This window comes from Bacillus sp. FSL K6-0138, from assembly GCF_037982765.1.
In the GTDB taxonomy this organism is placed as follows: Bacteria; Bacillota; Bacilli; order Bacillales; family Bacillaceae; genus Bacillus; species Bacillus glycinifermentans.
The window spans coordinates 2,939,937-2,957,767 of the sequence record NZ_CP150286.1 but is presented as its reverse complement, the minus strand read 5'-3'; the positions used below and the strand labels follow the sequence as shown (position 1 = coordinate 2,957,767).

The window sequence follows — 17,831 nt, the reverse complement described above, 5'->3', positions numbered from 1 at the left end:
GGAGGTTACATTGTGAGTACGCTTAGAAAAAAGCAAGGTTTTGGGGCTGTGTTATGGGACTATTTAACGACTGTCGATCATAAAAAAATAGCCGTGCTTTATTTAGTGGCCGGGGGATTCTTCTTTGTGCTCGGCGGAATTGAAGCGATGATGATCAGAATTCAGCTGATGTTTCCGCAAAACGACTTCGTCAGCGCCGGCGTCTACAATGAAATTATGACGATGCACGGGACGACGATGATCTTCCTGGCGGCCATGCCGCTGTTGTTCGCCTTGATGAATGCGGTCGTCCCGCTTCAAATCGGGGCGAGGGATGTCGCGTTTCCGTTTTTGAATTCACTCGGATTTTGGCTGTTCCTGTTCGGCGGCATCTTTTTGAACTTAAGCTGGTTTTTGGGAGGGGCGCCTGACGCCGGCTGGACGTCGTATGCTTCATTGTCCCTTCATTCAGAAGGGCACGGAATCGATTTCTTTGTGCTCGGTCTGCAAATCTCCGGGATCGGGACGCTGATTGCGGGCATCAACTTCATCGCTACGATCATCACCATGAGGGCGCCGGGGATGACCTATATGAGACTCCCGCTTTTTACGTGGACGACGTTCGTCTCCTCCTCCCTCATATTGTTTGCGTTTCCTCCGTTAACGGTCGGAATTGCGCTCTTAATGTTTGACCGCCTGTTCGGCACGAGCTTTTTCAATCCTGAATTAGGCGGAAATACGGTGATCTGGGAGCATCTGTTCTGGATTTTCGGTCACCCTGAAGTGTATATTCTCGTCCTTCCGGCTTTCGGAATTTTTTCCGAAATCATTCCGGTTTTTTCGAGAAAAAGGCTTTTCGGTTATTCGTCAATGGTATTTGCGACAGTACTGATCGGATTTTTAGGCTTCATGGTGTGGGCTCACCACATGTTTACGACCGGGCTCGGCCCCGTTGCAAACGCCATTTTTGCGGTCGCGACGATGGCCATCGCGGTTCCGACGGGGATCAAAGTATTCAACTGGCTGCTGACGATCTGGGGCGGCAGCATCAAGTTTACGACGCCGATGCTTTATGCGGTATCATTTATTCCGTCTTTCGTCCTCGGAGGGGTGACCGGGGTTATGCTTGCCGCCGCGCCTGCCGACTACCAGTTCCATGACACGTACTTTGTCGTCGCCCATTTCCATTACGTCATCATAGGCGGAGTGGTGTTCGCTATCTTAGCCGGAGCTCATTACTGGTGGCCGAAAATGTTCGGGAAAATGCTTTATGAATCTTTAGGAAAGATTACGTTCGTGCTCTTTTTCATCGGCTTCCATCTGACGTTTTTTATTCAGCACTGGCTCGGGCTGTGGGGAATGCCGAGACGCGTGTTCACATTTTTGCCGAATCAGGGGTTTGAAACGGCGAACATGGTCAGTACGATCGGAGCATTTTTGATGGCTGTTGCCGTTATCATTCTGGTGATTAATATCATCGCAACGACGGTGAAAGGGGAAAAAGCCGGCAGCGATCCATGGCTTGACGGGAGAACGCTGGAATGGTCCGTTTCGTCCCCGCCGCCTGAGTATAACTTTAAACAGCTGCCTTTGGTCAGGGGACTTGATGCATTATGGATCGAGAAAAGGGCGGGGAAACGGTCATTAACGGCTGCGGAGCCGCTGCAGGATGTCCACATGCCGAACGGTTCCATTCTTCCTTTCTTTATTTCCTTCGGCCTTTTTGTATCGGCGTTCGGCTTTATGTACCGTTCGGAGTTTGCCTGGGGCTTGCCTGTTATCCTGATCGGACTCGGGATCACATTCTTTTCGATGCTCCTTCGTTCGGTTATTGATGATCACGGCTACCACATTCATAAGGAAGATCTGATGGATGACGATGACAAAGGGGTGAAGGCATAATGCACACAGAAGAGAAACTAACGGCTGAAACCTTCCCGGCTAATCCTGAAAAGGCAACCTTAGAAGGAAAAAACAAGTTTATCGGATTTTGGCTGTTTCTTGGAGGGGAGACGGTTCTGTTTGCGTCTCTCTTCGCAACCTTTATCGCGCTGAGGGACTCCACAGCAGGAGGGCCGAAAACGAGCGAAATGTTTGATCTCGGTCTTGTGTTTCTAGCGACAATGCTTCTGTTGACGAGCAGCTTAACAAGCGTGTATGCGATGTATCACATGAAGAATTTTGCCTTTAAAAAAATGCAGTTTTGGCTCGGGATCACCGTTTTGCTGGGCGCAGGCTTTCTTGCACTTGAGATTTATGAGTTTACACATTACATTCATGAGTATAAATTCAGCATTACGAGCTCCGCTCTCGGCTCTGCTTTTTATACGCTTGTCGGCACGCACGGAGCCCACGTAACCTTCGGGCTTCTCTGGATTCTTGCGCTGATGATCCGGAATATGAAACGGGGATTGAACCTGTACAACGCTCCGAAGTTTTATGTAGCGAGCCTTTATTGGCACTTTATCGACGTTGTCTGGGTGTTTATCTTTACCGTTGTATATTTAATGGGGATGGTGGGATAACATGGTCAATAACGAAAACAGAGGGAACCCCAAAACAGATCTCGTATACCGCAGAAAGAAAAATGCGGAGGACATGAGATATCAGGTGATTTCATTCGGCTTGATGATCGGTTTGACCGTTGTCGCATTTTTAGCGGTGGCCGCTGATGCCGGGGTATGGTTTACGGTTCCGTTCATTCTTCTGCTTGCGGTCATTCAGGTTGCATTTCAGCTGTATTATTTTATGCACATGAGCCAGCGGGGGCATGAAGCGCCTTCCTTGTTTCTCTACGCAGGGATTTTGGTCGCTTTCGTCACCGTCTTAGCGTTTATGACCTTGATCTGGTGGTAAAGAAAGGAGGATGCTCACATGGGCACCCTTGAGATATTCGGCTTTCGCGCCCTTTGGAGCCCCTATTTCCTAGGGGCCGTCCTTTTCCTGACCGCTCTTTATTTTGTGCTGATCAGACGTTTTGGTTCTGAAGACGAACGGGCTTCCCGGAAAGAAATCACCCTGTTTTTGTCAGGCATGGTTCTTTTATATGTTTCCAAGGGAAGTCCGCTCGACTTGCTCGGCCATATTATGTTCAGCGCGCATATGGCACAGATGGCGATTTTATACTTGGTCGTGCCGCCGCTTCTCATCCTTGGAGTGCCGGCCTGGTTTTGGAAAAAAGCGATTTTTCGTCCGGTTGTAAAACCCTTGTTTCAATTTTGTTCCAAGCCATTAATCGCGATCATCGTTTTTAACGGTTTATTTTCGATGTACCATATTCCGCTCGTGTTTGATTTTATTAAAACAAACGCAGTTTATCACGCGGCTGTTACCGTTTTGATCTTTGTCGCCGCATTTTTCATGTGGTGGCCGCTTATTCACCGGGTGAAAGAACTGCCGCACATGAACGGACTCTTGAAAATGGGCTACATCATGGCTGACGGCATTTTGCTGACGCCTGCCTGCGCATTGATTATGTTTAGCGATACGGCCCTGTATTCGACGTATTCGGATCCTTCGGCATGGGCGGAAGCAATGAAGCTGTGTGTTCCGCTTGACATGCTGAGCGGCATGACGCTCACAGGACCGGAGATGTTCAGCAGCTTGCCGGTCATTGAAGACCAGCAGCTGGGAGCGATCATTATGAAGATCATCCAGGAAATTGTGTATGGAACATTTTTAGCGATCGTCTTTTTCAGCTGGGCTAAAAAGGAGAGGGCGAAAGATGAACTGGAGGAGCCTTATTCTCCGTCGACGGTTCATTGAAACGAAAAAGGGTACAGCCGGGTTGGGCTGTACCTTTTTATGTAAGCTTAAACGTTGAGAGCGGATACTTTTTCTTTTATTTTTTTTAAAACGTTCTCGCTCGTTTGCAGCAATTGCTTTGGAAAATACTCTTCTTCACCATACTCGACACCGTGCGGGTAATAATATTTTCCTAAAAGCGGTGTCAGCAGTTTGATGACTGCCCGTCTTGCGCCGACATCGCCTTCGACTGCATATCCGAAAACGCGCAGGTAATATCTTCCCTCCACCATGTCAAACTTGCGGTCATAGGTGACTCGTTCATAATCCCATTGTCCAGCCCTGACGAATCCTTCTTCTTTCATGATATCGTCAAGCCGGTTAAGTTCAGCGGTAAGCCCTTCAATACCGGATTCTTCAAATTTCATCCCTTAAAGCCCCCTTTTTAAAAAAATTACCTTTACTGACAATCATAGTATGAAAGCGTTAAACTTTCAATCCTGCTGAAGTCTGTAATCTAAATATTTTTGTGAAAGTATGAATCATGTAAGGCTTGACGACAATAGGAACAAAAAGAGGAGGTCTTTGTTTTGGCAAGTGTTAAGGATATCATGACAAAGGATTTGTTATATTGTACGGTTCTCGATAATGTATACGAAGCAGCGGTGAAAATGAAGGAAGGCAACATTGGTGCGGTTCCCGTCGTTCGCGATGACAGCCTTGAGCTTGTCGGCATTGTGACTGACAGAGACTTGGTGCTGCGGGGCATAGCCGACAGAAAGCCGAATTCGCAAAAAGTAACAAATGTTATGACGACAGATCTTGTAACATTGCAAGAAGATGATTCTCTCGAAAAGGCAATCGAACTCATGGGAGATCATCAGATCAGGCGGATCCCGGTTACAAACGGGAAAACTTTAACGGGAATCATCACGCTGGGGGATGTCTCGACTTACGAAAAATCAAACCGTCAAGCAGGCGATGCGCTGACGTTTATTTCGGAAAATGAAGAGAGATCAGGCGATTTTCTTCATTAAAAAACATATTTGCGATCATTTGCAAATAGGCTGTATTGTGATTGAAAATTCGTCCGAGTTCTGTTTAAATGACACTAAAGATAAGTTTTTCGGCGGAATGCGATGTATGCCGTTTATGTGATATATTGATCCGTTGGCAGGAGGTGGAAATTTGAAGAATGTATTAAGGGCTTTCTTGATCCTTCTCATTGTTGCGGCATCGTATGCTCTTTTTATCCAATACGGTTCAAGTCCTGAAAAAATCGTCAAAGAAGACAAGCCGCAAGTATCAAACGATGATGCGAAGAAGGAAAGAGCGCTGAACATCCCTTCATCCGGTTTGCTTTCATTCATCGGGGAATCAGCTGATACGGTGGAAAAGAAGCTGGGCAAACCGGACAGGATCGACCCGTCTGCTTACGATTACAAATGGTGGGTGTACAATAAGGGGCCGAAACAGTACGTTCAAATCGGCATTCTGGATAATAAGGCTGTCACGCTTTTTGCGACAGGCGACAAGATCAATACGGCACCGTTTAAAATCGGGCAGCAGGCAAGGGACGTGTTTAAGAAAACCCAAATTGCTCCGTACGTTAATGTCAAATACGACGGCAGCTCGTACCGGTTTGAATTTTCAGAGGAAGATATGAACACGAGGCCGACTGTAAAAGCAGGCGATCTTTATGTTCAGCTGTATATGGATAAATTCGAAGGAACGCTGTCAAGCGTCAGGGCGTTCGATGCCGAAACGCTGATCAAGCAGAGGCCGTATGAGGTCGTCTACAGGGGAACGCTGATCGAACCGAAGGCGCTGACTGAATCTGATTGGCAGCAAGTCGAGAAAGCAAATGAAAAACAGATCTTTGATTTGACAAACGTGATCCGTGCAAAGCACGGACTTTCCCGGCTTTCCTGGGATGAAGCCGTCGCAAAGGTCGCCTACGGCCACAGCCGCGATATGAAAGAACACAACTATTTCTCTCACGTTTCCAAAACGGACGGCACGTTAAAGGACCGTCTTGAAAAAGGACGCGTGAATTTTGAGCAGGCGGGGGAAAACATCGCCCTCAATTACGTTGACGGCCCGGCTGCGGTTGAAGGCTGGCTCAACAGCGAAGGACACAGAAAGGCTCTGTTAAACGCCGATTATACCCATCTGGGGGTAGGCGTGGATCAGAAGTATTATACGCAAAATTTCATTAAACAGTGGAATTGAGAAAGAGCCCGGGGATGCCCCGGGCTTTTCTCATATGCGATTCCACAGCAGTTCGATCGTCCTGATAAACGTTTTTATTGTGACGGTATCTTTTTTATGCGCGGGCGCAATCAGCGAAGTTTTGACCTGGATCGTATCGTTTGCCCCCTGAATCGGAACAAGCATGCCTTTTTCAATTTCTTCGTCGACCAGGTTGCTGCTTAATAAGGCAACTCCCATTTCCTGTAAGACCGCCGCTTTAATCGCTTTCTCGCTTTCTACTTCAACGGTTTTTTCCGGTGAGTATCCGGACCGGGACAAAAATTCCTGCATCATCGTTTGATAGTATCCGTCTGTCCTGTACTTAAAAAAGGGAACGCGCTTCATCAATTCTTCAGGCGTATAGCGCTGATAGAGCGTTATCCCGCAAACGAGAACGAGTTCTTCTTCTTCAAGCAATATATTTGTAATGCTTTTTCTCGTGATTTCCCCGGCAATGATGCCGACGTCATATTGGTTGTTTTCGATACCGGCAATGACTTCATTGTTTGAACGCGACAAAATGTGAATGTCGACTTCCGGGTGCTGTTTCAAATACTCGGAAACGATCGGAATCAAATAATTGGCGCAATATATTTCCGACGCGGCAATGAGCAATTGGCCGTTCGGCTTTGCGAGCATTGAAAATGACTCTTCCATCTGCTCGATGATGAGAAACAGCCGGTCTGTATAACTTTTCAGCAGTTCACCGGCCGGGGTGAGATATGTCTGTTTTCCGATGCGGAAAAACAGCTGCTGCTTTAATTCGCGCTCAAGCGAATGAATCTGGGCGCTGACAGCAGGTTGACTGAAATTTAAGCGCTCTGCGGCTTTTGTGAAATGAAGAAGGTCGGCAGCCACTTGAAACGTTTTTAAATGTCTTAATTCCATTTGGGGCCTCCCGAATCGTGTATCATTTTCATATTTTTAAAGCGTATTTTCGAAAAAGCAACCGAAGCGTGAAGAAATATAACATAAAAAAATGTGATGAAACGATAAAGAACGTCGATTTTTCAGGCGCAGCCTTCTATGATAAATTACAGACAAGTCAGAAAAATAAAAGGAGGGGCGCATGAAACAAATTGATCTGTCCGTTATGATCGTTTATTTCTTCGTGATTTTGCTTGTCGGGTTTTTAGGGTCAAAAAAAGTCAAAACCTCTGAATCCTATGCGGTTGCTGAACGAAATCTCGGTTTCTTCATGTACCTGTCGTGTATGGCGGCGGTTGTCCTTGGCGGCGCTTCTACAATAGGGACCGCAAAGCTTGGCTACATGCATGGCATATCAGGTGCATGGATGGTCATCATGCTCGGGGCGGGAATCATTTGCCTCAGCCTTTTTCTCGCCAAAAAGATTTACGGTTTGAACGTTTTGACGATCAGCGAGATGCTCAGCCGGCGATACAAAGGGGAGACAAGGCTGATCAGTGCAGTTGTCGCCTGCACGTATACCTCTTTAATGGTCGTCACGCAGATCATCGGGATGGGGACGATTTTAAACGTTTTTCTCGGATGGGGTCTTTTTCCTTCCATATTAATAAGCGGCGGGATCGTCCTGTTTTATACGCTTCTCGGCGGGATGTGGGCGATTACTATGACGGATGTCGTTCAATTTGTGATCATGACGGTGGGCATTTTCTTCATTATGCTGCCGGCAAGCCTTCTCGAAGCGGGCGGCTGGACAGGCATTGCGGAACGGCTTCCTGAATCTTATTTTAATATAGGAGCGATCGGAAGCGGAACGATTTTTCAATACTTTTTGTTGTTTACCCTTGGGATGATCGTCGGACAGGAGCTTTGGCAGCGGACGTTTACGGCAAAATCGCTGAACGTCGCCAAAGCCGGCGGAATAGGCGCCGGAGTTTACAGCATGTTATACGCCGTATGCGTCAGTGTGATCGGGATGTGCGCCTATGCGGCGTTTCCCGGACTTGAAGACCCGCAAGATGCATTTGCTTACATGGCGTTTCACACCCTGCCTTCAGGCCTTTTAGGGATTGTGCTGGCAAGTGTGATGTCTGCGCTGATGTCGACGGCGTCGGGATCGCTTTTGGCATCCTCTACGCTTCTTGTCAATGACATAATCAAGCCGAAGCTTGTTCCTGAGATGACAGAAAAACAGTTTCTCTTTTTCTCGCGGGCTATGACGTTGATCATCGGGCTGTTTAGCATCTTTTGCGCGCTTTGGATCCAGGATGTCCTTACGGCTTTGGATATCGCTTATGCCATTTTGTCAGGCGCGATGTTTTTTCCGATCATCCTCGGATTCTTCTGGAAGAAAGCGACAGCTTATGCTGCTTTCTGGTCGATTCTGATCAGCTCCGGAGCCGTTATCGCCGGGCTTGTCTGGAAAGGCGCCTCTTCCAGCGAGCCGATTTTATACGGACTTGCCGCCGGCTTAAGCACGATGGCGGTTGCCGCGTTTCTGCCTGCGTCAACATCGGACGGCAGGGAATCCTCGCCGGAAGCGGCCCGTCTGCAGGATGGAAATAAAGGAGGAGACGTATGGAAGCGATCGATATAAACCCTTTAAGATTAACAGAATCCTTGAGAGAAATGTCCATGATTGGAAAAAGCGAAAACGGCGGAATATCAAGGCTTGCTTTAACCGATGAAGACAGGAGGGCGCGGCTTCTGTTTAAAAGCTGGTGTGAAGAACTCGGAATGGACGTCAGAGTCGATGACCTCGGAAATATGTACGCCGCATATGAAGGCTTGAAGGATGAACCGCCTATTCTGATCGGTTCCCATTTGGATACGGTTGAAAACGGCGGTGCTTATGACGGGGCCTATGGCTTGATTGCAGGGCTTGAAGCGGTGAGAGTATTGGTCGAAAGCGGCAAAAGGCTGACGCGTCCGGTCGAGCTGGTCAATTTTACGAATGAAGAGGGGGCGAGATTTGAACCATCGATGCTTGCATCAGGAGTTCTTGCCGGGCGATATGCGAAAGAAGAAGCATACGCAAAAACAGATCGAGCGGGGACTTCGTTTTTAAAGGCTTTGGAGGACACCGGCTTTAAAGGAGAGCAAGAGAACAGGATCCGGCACGCTTCATGCTATATCGAGCTGCACGTTGAACAAGGTCCTGTTCTTGAGCGGTCCCGCCGGCAGATCGGGATCGTCGAGGGAGTTGCCGGACTGACGTGTGTTGAAATCGCGATTAAAGGAACGGCTAATCATGCCGGAACAACGCCGATGGTCATGAGAAACGACGCTCTCGTCACAGCCTCAAACGTCATCAGCCGGATTCCGGCGCTGGCTTCTTCCATAGATGACGGATTGACGGCGACTGTCGGCCGTTTTTCCGTAAAGCCAAACATCTATAATGTCATACCGGGCGAAGCCGTTTTCACAGTCGATGTCCGCCATATCAAAACAAAAATCCGGGAGGAAGCCGTCCTCCAGATCAGCCGGCTTGCAGAAGCTGCAGCCGGTGAAGCGAAAGCGGAGTGCGCCGTGAAGGTGCTGTGGAAAACGGAGACCGCATTGTTTTCAAAAGGGATGCTCGCCGCTGCAAGTGATGCGGTCTGCCGGCTGGGCTACTCATCCCGGCGGATGTTCAGCGGGGCCGGGCACGATGCGCAATATATCGCTTCTTTGTTTCCGTCGCTCATGCTGTTTATTCCGTGCGCCGGCGGGAAAAGCCACTGTCCTGAGGAATATTCCTCACCTGAAGATTGTGCAAGGGGGGCAGCCGCGCTGCTTCAAACCGTTTTGCTGTTGGACAATCAATATGTAAAGGAGATGTAACAATGCCTCTGCCGACACAGGAATTTTTAGGAGAAAGCATGATTCAACACAGCTTCCATGATGAAGAGACGCTAAAAAAAGTATGGGGCAGAAAATGGGGAGTAACGAACCACGTAGGCGCCATACAAACCGTTTTGCTGCACCGCCCGGGAAAAGAGCTTGAACTGATCCGGACGGGAACGTACGAAGAGCAGATCGATGCCATAGTGCTCAGGGACCGGGAGTCGCAAATTCGGGGCTATACGTACGGCTCTGAATCGATCAACCCGGTGCTCGTCAGGCGCCAGCACGACGGCTTGCGCAGCGCGCTTTTGGACGCCGGTGCCGAGGTCGTCGATTTGGCGGAGACAAGTCCGTTTCATACGAAGTCAATTTATACGAGGGACATCGGCCTCGCTGTTCCCGGGGGAGTGATTTTGACCAGGTTCGCATTGAGAATGCGTGAAGGGGAGGAGGCCTCCGCTTATCAAACCTTTGCGAAAATGGGTGTTCCGATTTTGGGAACGATCCAGGGGACCGGTTTTATCGAAGGAGGCAGCTTCTGCATGTTTGATCGGAAGACTGCTTTCATCGGGCGCTCGGTACGCGTCAATCAGGATGGGATTGACCAGCTCGCGCAAATTCTCTCATGGCAGGGAATCGAGCTGATCGCAGTTGATTTGCCGGCTGACAAGATCCATCTTGATGAAGTCTTTCTGATGGTGGACACAGACGCTGCCCTCGTTGATCCGGCAAGGCTGCCGTACTGGTTTATGGAGGAGATGCGCGCACGCGGGCTCAAGCTGATCTTTGCCGATCCCGACGACCCGATCCTATCCGTTAATTGTATAGCCGTTTCGCCGGGGAAGGTACTATTTTCCGCCGATGCGCCGCGGACGATGGAGGTTTTGGAGAAAAACGGCATTGAGACGATTCCGGTCGACGTTTCAGAGATTCGAAAAATGGGAGGCGGCATTCACTGTTCGACGCTTCCCCTTTCAAGGGAAGACGTGTAATGGGTGAATTTTAGGCGAACACATTTCGGCTGATCAGGATACATTATAGTAGGCACTTGTTTTTCGGAGGGGGTGTAGACGTTGGCAAATCAAAACGCAAAATCATCAATCGATGAATTTAAGCGGTTTATTAAACGGCATCCTAAGCTGATTTCCGCGGCGCGGAAGGAGGAAAAAAGCTGGCAGGAAGTGTATGAGAACTGGGTTTTGCTAGGGGAAAACGACGCGGTTTGGGAGCCGTACAGAGAGGAAAAAGAGATGAAAGAAAAGCCGTCCGACGGGGGCGGGAAAAACGATTTCATTTCGAAAATGGTGACGGCCGTCAAAAGAATGGACGCCGACCAAATGAATGAACAAATCAATAAAGTGAGCCAGTCTATTTCTTCACTGCAAAGCTTGCTCAGTCAGTTTTCCGGAAGCGGCCAAAAAAATGTGAACCATAGCGGGGGACAGCATCCGTTTTCTTTCCGAAAAGATTAACAAAGGAGTTTGTCATGCGTAAAGAAGTGCAGGAATATGTGTTCGCAAGCGAGGAGCGCCGCCGCTTTATCCGTGAGCAGCCGATCTGGTACCGCAGGCTTTCGCGCCGTCCGGATGATTTGTCAGAGTTTCAGCTTGATATGATGAATTTTTACGAAAAAACGATTCCCCACCGTGTAAGCCAGTTTTCAAGCAGCCTACAGATGGCCCAAATGATGATTCAGATGTTTCAGGCCATGCGAACTCAGGACTAATCGGACCCCTGAGTCTTTTTTTTGTGATCATAAAACATCCCTCATCAGTCAAGACTAGCCGGTAAGGGAGTTGATCTACATGAAGAAAAGGTGTCTGATTGCCTGCGTTTGCCTGCTTTTGGCCGGCTGCACGACATATAAGCCGAAGCCTAAAGGCATCACACAAGAAGATGCGCTAAAAGCTTTCGATGTATCAAAGACAATAGACATTTTGAAAAATGCCGTTTTATGATACACTAATATTCGGAGGTGCATGTCAATGTATGCCACAACGGAATCCTTGCGGCTTCAAAACGAAGCGGATGTTTTGGCCAACATGATTCTTCAATCAGAGGCGGCTGAACATTACAGAATGTGCTACAAGCGTCTCCAAGAAGATGAAGAGGCCGGGCGTATCATCGCTTCATTCACAAAAGTAAAAGAACAATACGAGGATGTACAGCGTTTTGGAAAGTATCATCCTGATTATAAAGAGATTTCAAAAAAAATGAGGGATATCAAACGAAAGCTGGACCTTCATGATACGGTCGCCGATTTTAAAAAGGCGGAAACCGAGCTGCAAAGCATACTTGATGAGGTCAGTGTAGAGATCGGCCGGGCGGTGTCAGAACATATCAAAGTACCGACCGGAAATCCTTATTTTGACAATCTTTCATCCTGCAGCGGCGGCTGCGGATCAGGCGGAAGCTGCGGCTGTAAAGTATCCTGACGAGACCCTTTTTAGTCTCGTCCTTTTTCTTAGAACGTGACATAGCGACAGGCAGGTGAAAAATATGGAAGATAGGCGTCAAGGTTTAATCGTCTGGCTCCATTCCTTAAAGCAGGCGAAAATGCTCAGGAAATTCGGGAACGTTCACTACGTCTCAAAACGTTTGAAATATGTAGTTGTTTACTGCAATATGGATGAAGCTGAAAGAATCGCGGCCAAGATTCGCTCGTATTCTTTTGTCAAACAGGTGGATCTGTCCTATAGACCGTTTTTAAAAGTGGAATTTGAATCTAAGCTCGATAAGGCAAAAGAGTACGATTATAAAGCAGGAATTTAATATTTTGTTAAAAAAATCCCCGCAGAAAACCCTGCGGGGTCCTTCTATTCCTTAACGATTTAAGGAGAAGGCAAAGGGAGAGGAGAAACCGGAGGAAGAACTTATGGGGAAACGTAAGTCTTCTCCGCGGTTGGCAACAACATCAATCGATGCTGTTGCTACTAGTATCACCAGGTGTTCAGTCTCCTATACATAAGAAATCACACTTTGGCTGTTTGTGCCAAAAAACACTTTATGATAAGATAGTGATGATTTTTTTCGAGTTTTAAGGAAAAAGTGGTGGAAATATGAGAGTGATTTCTGGGACTTATAAAGGGCGTGCATTAAAGGCGGTTCCCGGCACGTCAACAAGGCCGACGACTGACAAAGTGAAAGAATCCATTTTTAATATGGTCGGCCCTTATTTTGACGGCGGAGACGGCCTTGATCTGTATGCAGGAAGCGGCGGATTAGGCATCGAAGCGCTCTCCAGAGGCTTTGACCGGATCGTTTTCGTTGACCGGGATTTTAAAGCGATTCAAACCGTAAAAAACAACCTGCAAACATTGGGGCTCCAAAAGCGCGCAGAGGTCTACAGAAACGACGCTGAACGGGCTTTGCACGCATTGGTGAAAAGGGGCTTGACGTTCGATGCGATTTTTTTGGATCCGCCATATCGGGAGCAAAAACTGGAAGCGCTTCTTTCGATCGTTGACAAAGCCAATATGTTGACTGATAAAGGGTTTATCCTGACGGAGCACGCAAAAGAAGTGGTGCTGCCGGAACAAGTGGGCGAACTCCTGAGAACACGTCAGGAATTGTACGGTGTAACAGGAGTGACGATCTACAGAAAGAGAGGGAATGGGGATGGCTAGCATTGCCGTTTGTCCCGGAAGTTTTGATCCGGTGACCTTTGGACATTTGGATATTATCAGACGCGGAGCGAAAGTGTTTGACCGGGTCTATGTATGCGTTTTAAACAATTCTTCAAAACAGCCGCTGTTTACGGTAGAGGAGCGCTGTGATCTGCTGCGTGAAGTCACGCAGGACATCCCGAATGTCCATGTTGACTCATTTCAGGGGCTTTTGATCGAATATGCGAAAAGCAAGGATGCGAACGTCATCTTGCGGGGGTTGAGAGCTGTCTCCGATTTCGAATATGAGATGCAGGGGACCTCGATGAACAAGGTGCTTGACGAAAATATTGAAACGTTTTTCATGATGACAAACAACCAGTATTCATTTTTGAGTTCAAGCATCGTCAAAGAGGTGGCGAAATACAAAGGATCAGTAGCAGAACTCGTGCCGGAAGCGGTCGAAGCTGCGCTTGAAAAAAAGTTTGCAAAAGAATGAGCGGCCTAAAACGGCTGCTCATTTTTTCGCAGTTGCCAAGCGTTTTGTGTAAAGAACGATGTAAAGCAACAGGGTTGCAATCGTAAGAAGCGGGCCCGTTTGGACGATGGCATTCCACGTCTGTGTAAAAAGCGTTTCAGGGTTCCCGTCCCGCAAAAATGAGAAAGCCGGCTGATTCGGGTAATGGAAGGCTGTGTAAAGAGGCTTCCAAAGGATAAGGGCAAAAACGGCAGCATAGATTCCCTGCAGGAGCCGCGCGAAAAAAAACGGTTTGAAACGAATGTCCGTTTCGGCCAAAATGCCGGCGACCTGCGCCTGTACACTAAACCCGCTGAAGCCTAAAATGAAGCTGACAACAACGGCTTTTTGCAGCAGGTCGGCATCTGTTGCGCTGACCAGCTTGCTTCCGAGCGTGATCTCAAACAAGCCTGACAGTAAGGGTTTGTCAAAGCTTGCGGGAAAATGGAGCGCTGTCATGATCGAACGGGTGGCATAAGAAAGAACGTCGGCAATTTTCACGGCGGAAAGAATGTTGTTGAAGACAGAAAAGAGAATGATGAAACCGCCGACCATGAGAAGCGTCTGTACGGAAGAAATAACAGCATCGCTCAATAGTTTTCCAAGCGGTCTTTTTTCTTGAAGCCTTGCCTGGTGAAGGGCTTTGAAGGCTTCTTTCATGGAAGGCAGGGGAAGCTTCTTTTTTCTGGCGTGGAGGATTTCTTCTTTTCTTCCATAGGATCGCATTGTCAGCCCGACAGCCAAATTGCCTAAATAGTGAGCCGCTGCAAGCAAGATGCCAAGCGACGGATTATGAAAAAAGCCGACCGCGACAGCCCCGAAAATAAAGAGCGGGTTCGACGAATTCGTAAATGAAACGAGCCGCTCGGCTTCAACCCGGGAAATCTGCCGTTCCTGTCTGAGCCTTGAGGTGAGCTTTGCGCCTGCAGGGTTTCCGGAAGCCATGCCCATCGCGAGAACGAATCCGCCGACGCCGGGAACCCGGAAGACGGGTCTCATAAAAGGCTCGAGGAGGAGTCCGACAAACTTGACGATCCCGAACCCGATCAAGAGCTCTGATAAAATGAAAAAGGGCAATAAGGAAGGGAAAACGACTTCCCACCACATGGCAAGCCCGCTTTTTGAAGCATTAAGCGATTCCTGCGGGTGGGTGATGACGGCAGCGGTAAACATAAGCAGCACACCGGCAATAAGTATAGTCTTTATCTTTGACATGTCCATTTCTATCCCTCCTTACGGCTAACTACACACCTAAAAAAACCGGATCATGGTAAAATAAACGGGAGCGAAGAATCCTCCCAAGAAACTTCTTTATCATTATACGAGGCTTGGTCTACATTTTAGACCATCAGATTCTCTCCCGTTTTTTGACAAAAAGCTGAACGTCTTGACCATACTAAACCAGAAAAGCCCTTCTCTTGAAATGAAGTCAATAGAAGGTATTCGGACATTCAAGCAGGCGGGCGCGATCCCGGTCAGCTGTCAGCACGTTAATTTAAAGATGGAGGGTTACATATTCATGTTAAAAAGAAGATTTATCCGTATCGCATTATTGATCATGATCATCGGGGCCGCCCTGACATTTGTCAAGCTGCCGTATTACATTACAGAGCCCGGCGAAGCGACGGAGCTCAATCCGTTAATCAAGGTGGACGGCGGGTATTCCGAAAAAGGCAGCTTTTCTTTGATGACCGTAAAAGTAGGGCCCGCAAATCCGATTACATACCTATGGGCAAAGGTGCGCCCTTATCATGAAATTCTTCCTGAAGACAATTTTAAACAAAAGGGCGAATCTGATGAGGAATATATGAAAAGACAGCTGCAGATGATGAGGGATTCCCAGGAAAATGCGATGATCGCCGCCTATAAGCGGGCGGGGAAAAGCGTCAGCTACACATCGGACGGCGTTTATGCCATGGCTGTTGTTGACGGCATGCCTGCCAAAGGAAAGATAAAGGTCGGAGACAAAATCAAAAAAGTTGACGGAAAAACGTTTCAGTCGGCGGAGCGCTTTGTCCGCTATATCGAAACGAAAAAAGCCGGGGACACAGTCAAAGTCGTCATTGAACGGGATAACAAAGACGCGACATACGACATGAAGCTGAAAACGTTCAAGGATGATCCGAACAGAGCGGGACTGGGCGTTTCCCTCATAACGGACCGGAAAGTGAAAGTAAAACCGGCTGTTAAGATGGATATCGAAAACATCGGCGGACCGTCAGCAGGGCTTATGATGTCCATGGAAATCTACAATCAGCTCACAAAACAAGATGAAACAAAGGGTCATCACATTGCCGGAACGGGAACGATCGACGATGAAGGCAAAGTCGGACCGATCGGAGGAATCAGCCAAAAAATCGTTGCCGCAGACCGGGCGGGAGCCGATATCTTTTTTGCGCCGAATGAAGGAGGCAGAAAAGGGTCAAACTATGAGGAAGCGGTCAAAACGGCGAAAGATATTAACAGCGACATGAAAATCGTCCCCGTGGATACGATGGATGACGCGATCGAATATTTGAACAAAAAAGTAAAAAGCGCCTGAATGAATGACAGGCGTTTTTTTATGTTCGCAAAAATGTCCGGTTTTCTTCATCATATATGACTGGTGACAGCGAATACTCCTGCCCGGTCAGCATCGTTTGTGCGGGCTCCTTCAGCGGTGCGCTGTAAACCCGTCCGGCTTTGATGTCCAGGTCGAGGGACGGGTGGGAAAAGGCTCCGATTTTGGTGATGAGCGGAACGCGCAGCTCCTTTTTCTTTTTCGAAAGATACGCCTGCCCTTTTTTTGTCATTCCGAGAAGCCTGATGTAGGAAGGGCGATTTTCGGCAAGGATGGAGCGGATATCGGCTTTTTTTGCCCTCGTTAAAATGTGTGTGTTCATTCGCTGCAGCCTCGTCCATGTGTAACGTTTCGTTTTTAGCTGCTCCATGTACTCCGAATAAGAACGGGCAGTGCGGATTGCTTTCGCAATGCGGTGCTCAAGGCCTTCTTCAACCTCATAAATCCCCTCCAGCTCTTTTGTATCCATCGTATGGATGCTGTATTTCAAAAACGGAAAGTAATCTTCCGGCGAGTGCCAAAGGCCGAAGGTTCCGGCGTATTCCTTGAGCTCCTCGGCCGATGCTTCAGGGAGAAAGGAGCTGCTGTCTGAAAGGCTCATCGTTTCCAGGATCGATTTGCGGATTGATGTCGCGCTTGCGATTTGGCTTGGTCCTTCGGGGAGATCGATATCATGATAGTCGGACGAAAGGCGCGTTAAGGTTGCAGGTTTCATCCCGGTATCATCCTGAAGGATCGCTTTGACATAGTGAAATCCGAGAATATTGTTCGGTTTTGACAAGTCGAGCGCGCGCCTTCCGTCTGACACGTTATGAAACGCTTTTGCCATCGCAGCGGGATAGCTCATTCCTGTTGATATGTGCCGCTTCACTTCTTCGTCGAGCTCATCTTTATGCTTAATCGTATATGTTGCTGTGTCAAGAAACGAATCAATATCGCCGTTTTCGCTTCCGAAAAACAGGGAAGTGCACTTCAGTTCGCCAAGGATCGAAACGGCGCCTTCGGCAAATGTTTCGGCCTTTTGGACGGCGAAAGCGTACGGAAGCTCAACGACGATATCAGCATGGGACCTGAGCGCCATCTTCGTCCTCGCCCACTTGGAGACGATGGCGGGTTCGCCCCGCTGCAAAAAGAAGCCGCTCATCACCGCGATCGCAACATCGCTGTGAGTCTGTGCCTTTGCCTCTTTTATATGGTATAAGTGACCGTTGTGAAAAGGGTTATATTCGACGACAACGCCGACCGCTTTCATTTTTCCACCTCTCTTGCATCTCTTGAAATAGTTGTGATACATTTACACAAGGAATGTACAGAATGCCCGCTGTCAGCGGTGTTTTTTCTAAGTGTATGAATTGTTGTTCACGATGTCAACGAATGACTGAAGCGGGCCTGTGATCTGTAAAGAAAAAATATTGACAAAAAA

21 protein-coding genes are annotated in these 17,831 nt (G+C 48.1%); 17 read left to right on the top strand and 4 right to left on the bottom strand.

The genetic code is table 11. The features are described from left to right. The first annotated feature begins 9 nt into the window (after positions 1–9). Genes ctaD through ctaG form a run of 4 tightly spaced genes read left to right on the top strand, consistent with a single transcriptional unit; the run spans position 10 to position 3,744 of the window. Positions 10–1,881 carry a cytochrome c oxidase subunit I gene (gene ctaD / locus MHB78_RS15715; RefSeq protein WP_046130762.1) on the top strand — a complete coding sequence of 624 codons (1,872 nt, stop codon included), beginning with the start codon at positions 10–12 and terminating at the stop codon, positions 1,879–1,881. Continuing rightward, entirely contained in the window at positions 1,881–2,504 is a 624-nt protein-coding gene (ctaE, locus tag MHB78_RS15710; protein ID WP_046130761.1) for a cytochrome c oxidase subunit III, read from the top strand. The genes ctaD and ctaE overlap by 1 nt, the downstream gene beginning before the upstream one ends. A 1-nt stretch (position 2,505) precedes the next feature. Continuing rightward, the gene (gene ctaF / locus MHB78_RS15705) at positions 2,506–2,835 is read left to right on the top strand and encodes a cytochrome c oxidase subunit IVB (RefSeq protein ID WP_046130760.1); all 330 of its coding nucleotides are present in this window, start codon (positions 2,506–2,508) and stop codon (positions 2,833–2,835) included. A gap of 18 nt (positions 2,836–2,853) precedes the next feature. Next, complete coding sequence (gene ctaG, locus MHB78_RS15700) at positions 2,854–3,744, top strand: cytochrome c oxidase assembly factor CtaG (RefSeq protein WP_046130759.1); 891 nt, start codon at positions 2,854–2,856, stop codon at positions 3,742–3,744. A gap of 47 nt (positions 3,745–3,791) precedes the next feature. Here the strand turns inward: ctaG and MHB78_RS15695 are convergent, their stop codons facing one another. Beyond that, entirely contained in the window at positions 3,792–4,151 is a 360-nt protein-coding gene (locus MHB78_RS15695; RefSeq protein ID WP_046130758.1) for a YugN family protein, read from the bottom strand. A 162-nt stretch (positions 4,152–4,313) separates the two neighbouring features. On the opposite strand from MHB78_RS15695, the gene MHB78_RS15690 reads away from it, so the two are divergent. Both MHB78_RS15690 and MHB78_RS15685 read left to right on the top strand, forming a co-directional pair. Then, the gene (locus MHB78_RS15690; protein WP_099047036.1) at positions 4,314–4,760 is read left to right on the top strand and encodes a CBS domain-containing protein; all 447 of its coding nucleotides are present in this window, start codon (positions 4,314–4,316) and stop codon (positions 4,758–4,760) included. A gap of 151 nt (positions 4,761–4,911) precedes the next feature. Further along, positions 4,912–5,955 carry a CAP domain-containing protein gene (locus tag MHB78_RS15685; protein WP_046130757.1) on the top strand — a complete coding sequence of 348 codons (1,044 nt, stop codon included), beginning with the start codon at positions 4,912–4,914 and terminating at the stop codon, positions 5,953–5,955. A 30-nt stretch (positions 5,956–5,985) separates the two neighbouring features. Here MHB78_RS15685 and MHB78_RS15680 read toward each other — a convergent pair whose 3' ends face one another. Next, complete coding sequence (locus MHB78_RS15680; protein ID WP_046130756.1) at positions 5,986–6,864, bottom strand: LysR family transcriptional regulator; 879 nt, start codon at positions 6,862–6,864, stop codon at positions 5,986–5,988. A gap of 181 nt (positions 6,865–7,045) precedes the next feature. Here MHB78_RS15680 and MHB78_RS15675 point away from each other — a divergent pair, with 181 nt between their 5' ends. From MHB78_RS15675 to coaD, 10 genes are all read left to right on the top strand, one after another. Beyond that, positions 7,046–8,497 carry a sodium:solute symporter gene (locus MHB78_RS15675; RefSeq protein WP_046130755.1) on the top strand — a complete coding sequence of 484 codons (1,452 nt, stop codon included), beginning with the start codon at positions 7,046–7,048 and terminating at the stop codon, positions 8,495–8,497. Beyond that, positions 8,479–9,723 carry a M20 family metallo-hydrolase gene (locus MHB78_RS15670; RefSeq protein WP_046130754.1) on the top strand — a complete coding sequence of 415 codons (1,245 nt, stop codon included), beginning with the start codon at positions 8,479–8,481 and terminating at the stop codon, positions 9,721–9,723. Before MHB78_RS15675 ends, MHB78_RS15670 begins: the two co-directional genes overlap by 19 nt. A gap of 2 nt (positions 9,724–9,725) precedes the next feature. Then, positions 9,726–10,718 carry an arginine deiminase family protein gene (locus MHB78_RS15665; RefSeq protein WP_046130753.1) on the top strand — a complete coding sequence of 331 codons (993 nt, stop codon included), beginning with the start codon at positions 9,726–9,728 and terminating at the stop codon, positions 10,716–10,718. 81 nt (positions 10,719–10,799) lie between these two features. Then, positions 10,800–11,198, top strand: a complete 399-nt coding sequence (locus tag MHB78_RS15660) for a YlbD family protein (RefSeq protein ID WP_046130752.1) — start codon at positions 10,800–10,802, stop codon at positions 11,196–11,198. 14 nt (positions 11,199–11,212) lie between these two features. Then, a complete protein-coding gene (locus MHB78_RS15655) occupies positions 11,213–11,452 on the top strand; it encodes a YlbE-like family protein (protein ID WP_046130751.1) in 240 nt (79 codons plus the stop codon). Positions 11,453–11,531: 79 nt separating this feature from the next. Further along, positions 11,532–11,684, top strand: a complete 153-nt coding sequence (locus MHB78_RS15650; RefSeq protein WP_164918150.1) for a hypothetical protein — start codon at positions 11,532–11,534, stop codon at positions 11,682–11,684. Between the two features lie 27 nt (positions 11,685–11,711). Continuing rightward, positions 11,712–12,161 (top strand): YlbF family regulator, encoded by a 450-nt coding sequence (locus MHB78_RS15645; RefSeq protein ID WP_046130750.1) that lies wholly within the window; start codon positions 11,712–11,714, stop codon positions 12,159–12,161. A 64-nt stretch (positions 12,162–12,225) separates the two neighbouring features. Continuing rightward, positions 12,226–12,498 (top strand): YlbG family protein, encoded by a 273-nt coding sequence (locus MHB78_RS15640; RefSeq protein ID WP_046130749.1) that lies wholly within the window; start codon positions 12,226–12,228, stop codon positions 12,496–12,498. Between the two features lie 287 nt (positions 12,499–12,785). Continuing rightward, positions 12,786–13,352 carry a 16S rRNA (guanine(966)-N(2))-methyltransferase RsmD gene (gene rsmD / locus MHB78_RS15635; protein ID WP_046130748.1) on the top strand — a complete coding sequence of 189 codons (567 nt, stop codon included), beginning with the start codon at positions 12,786–12,788 and terminating at the stop codon, positions 13,350–13,352. After that, positions 13,345–13,830 carry a pantetheine-phosphate adenylyltransferase gene (gene coaD, locus MHB78_RS15630; protein WP_046130747.1) on the top strand — a complete coding sequence of 162 codons (486 nt, stop codon included), beginning with the start codon at positions 13,345–13,347 and terminating at the stop codon, positions 13,828–13,830. Before rsmD ends, coaD begins: the two co-directional genes overlap by 8 nt. 18 nt (positions 13,831–13,848) lie before the next feature. On the opposite strand, the gene ylbJ is transcribed toward coaD, so the two are convergent. Beyond that, positions 13,849–15,069 (bottom strand): sporulation integral membrane protein YlbJ, encoded by a 1,221-nt coding sequence (gene ylbJ, locus MHB78_RS15625; RefSeq protein ID WP_046130746.1) that lies wholly within the window; start codon positions 15,067–15,069, stop codon positions 13,849–13,851. Between the two features lie 298 nt (positions 15,070–15,367). Between ylbJ and MHB78_RS15620 the strand changes: the two genes are divergently transcribed. Beyond that, positions 15,368–16,390: a SepM family pheromone-processing serine protease gene (locus tag MHB78_RS15620; protein WP_046130745.1), complete on the top strand. Its 1,023-nt coding sequence runs from the start codon at positions 15,368–15,370 to the stop codon at positions 16,388–16,390. Positions 16,391–16,409: 19 nt separating this feature from the next. Here the strand turns inward: MHB78_RS15620 and MHB78_RS15615 are convergent, their stop codons facing one another. Continuing rightward, entirely contained in the window at positions 16,410–17,660 is a 1,251-nt protein-coding gene (locus MHB78_RS15615; RefSeq protein ID WP_046130744.1) for a nucleotidyltransferase, read from the bottom strand. Between the last annotated feature and the right edge of the window lie 171 nt (positions 17,661–17,831).

Coding starts and splice junctions, on each gene's coding strand:
- ctaE (WP_046130761.1), top strand. CDS start 1,881: ATGCACACAGAAGAGAAACTAACGGCTGAAACCTTCCCGGCTAATCCT.
- ctaF (WP_046130760.1), top strand. CDS start 2,506: ATGGTCAATAACGAAAACAGAGGGAACCCCAAAACAGATCTCGTATAC.
- ctaG (WP_046130759.1), top strand. CDS start 2,854: ATGGGCACCCTTGAGATATTCGGCTTTCGCGCCCTTTGGAGCCCCTAT.
- MHB78_RS15695 (WP_046130758.1), bottom strand. CDS start 4,151: ATGAAATTTGAAGAATCCGGTATTGAAGGGCTTACCGCTGAACTTAAC.
- MHB78_RS15680 (WP_046130756.1), bottom strand. CDS start 6,864: ATGGAATTAAGACATTTAAAAACGTTTCAAGTGGCTGCCGACCTTCTT.
- MHB78_RS15675 (WP_046130755.1), top strand. CDS start 7,046: ATGAAACAAATTGATCTGTCCGTTATGATCGTTTATTTCTTCGTGATT.
- MHB78_RS15670 (WP_046130754.1), top strand. CDS start 8,479: ATGGAAGCGATCGATATAAACCCTTTAAGATTAACAGAATCCTTGAGA.
- MHB78_RS15665 (WP_046130753.1), top strand. CDS start 9,726: ATGCCTCTGCCGACACAGGAATTTTTAGGAGAAAGCATGATTCAACAC.
- MHB78_RS15655 (WP_046130751.1), top strand. CDS start 11,213: ATGCGTAAAGAAGTGCAGGAATATGTGTTCGCAAGCGAGGAGCGCCGC.
- MHB78_RS15650 (WP_164918150.1), top strand. CDS start 11,532: ATGAAGAAAAGGTGTCTGATTGCCTGCGTTTGCCTGCTTTTGGCCGGC.
- MHB78_RS15645 (WP_046130750.1), top strand. CDS start 11,712: ATGTATGCCACAACGGAATCCTTGCGGCTTCAAAACGAAGCGGATGTT.
- MHB78_RS15640 (WP_046130749.1), top strand. CDS start 12,226: ATGGAAGATAGGCGTCAAGGTTTAATCGTCTGGCTCCATTCCTTAAAG.
- rsmD (WP_046130748.1), top strand. CDS start 12,786: ATGAGAGTGATTTCTGGGACTTATAAAGGGCGTGCATTAAAGGCGGTT.
- coaD (WP_046130747.1), top strand. CDS start 13,345: ATGGCTAGCATTGCCGTTTGTCCCGGAAGTTTTGATCCGGTGACCTTT.
- ylbJ (WP_046130746.1), bottom strand. CDS start 15,069: ATGGACATGTCAAAGATAAAGACTATACTTATTGCCGGTGTGCTGCTT.
- MHB78_RS15620 (WP_046130745.1), top strand. CDS start 15,368: ATGTTAAAAAGAAGATTTATCCGTATCGCATTATTGATCATGATCATC.
- MHB78_RS15615 (WP_046130744.1), bottom strand. CDS start 17,660: ATGAAAGCGGTCGGCGTTGTCGTCGAATATAACCCTTTTCACAACGGT.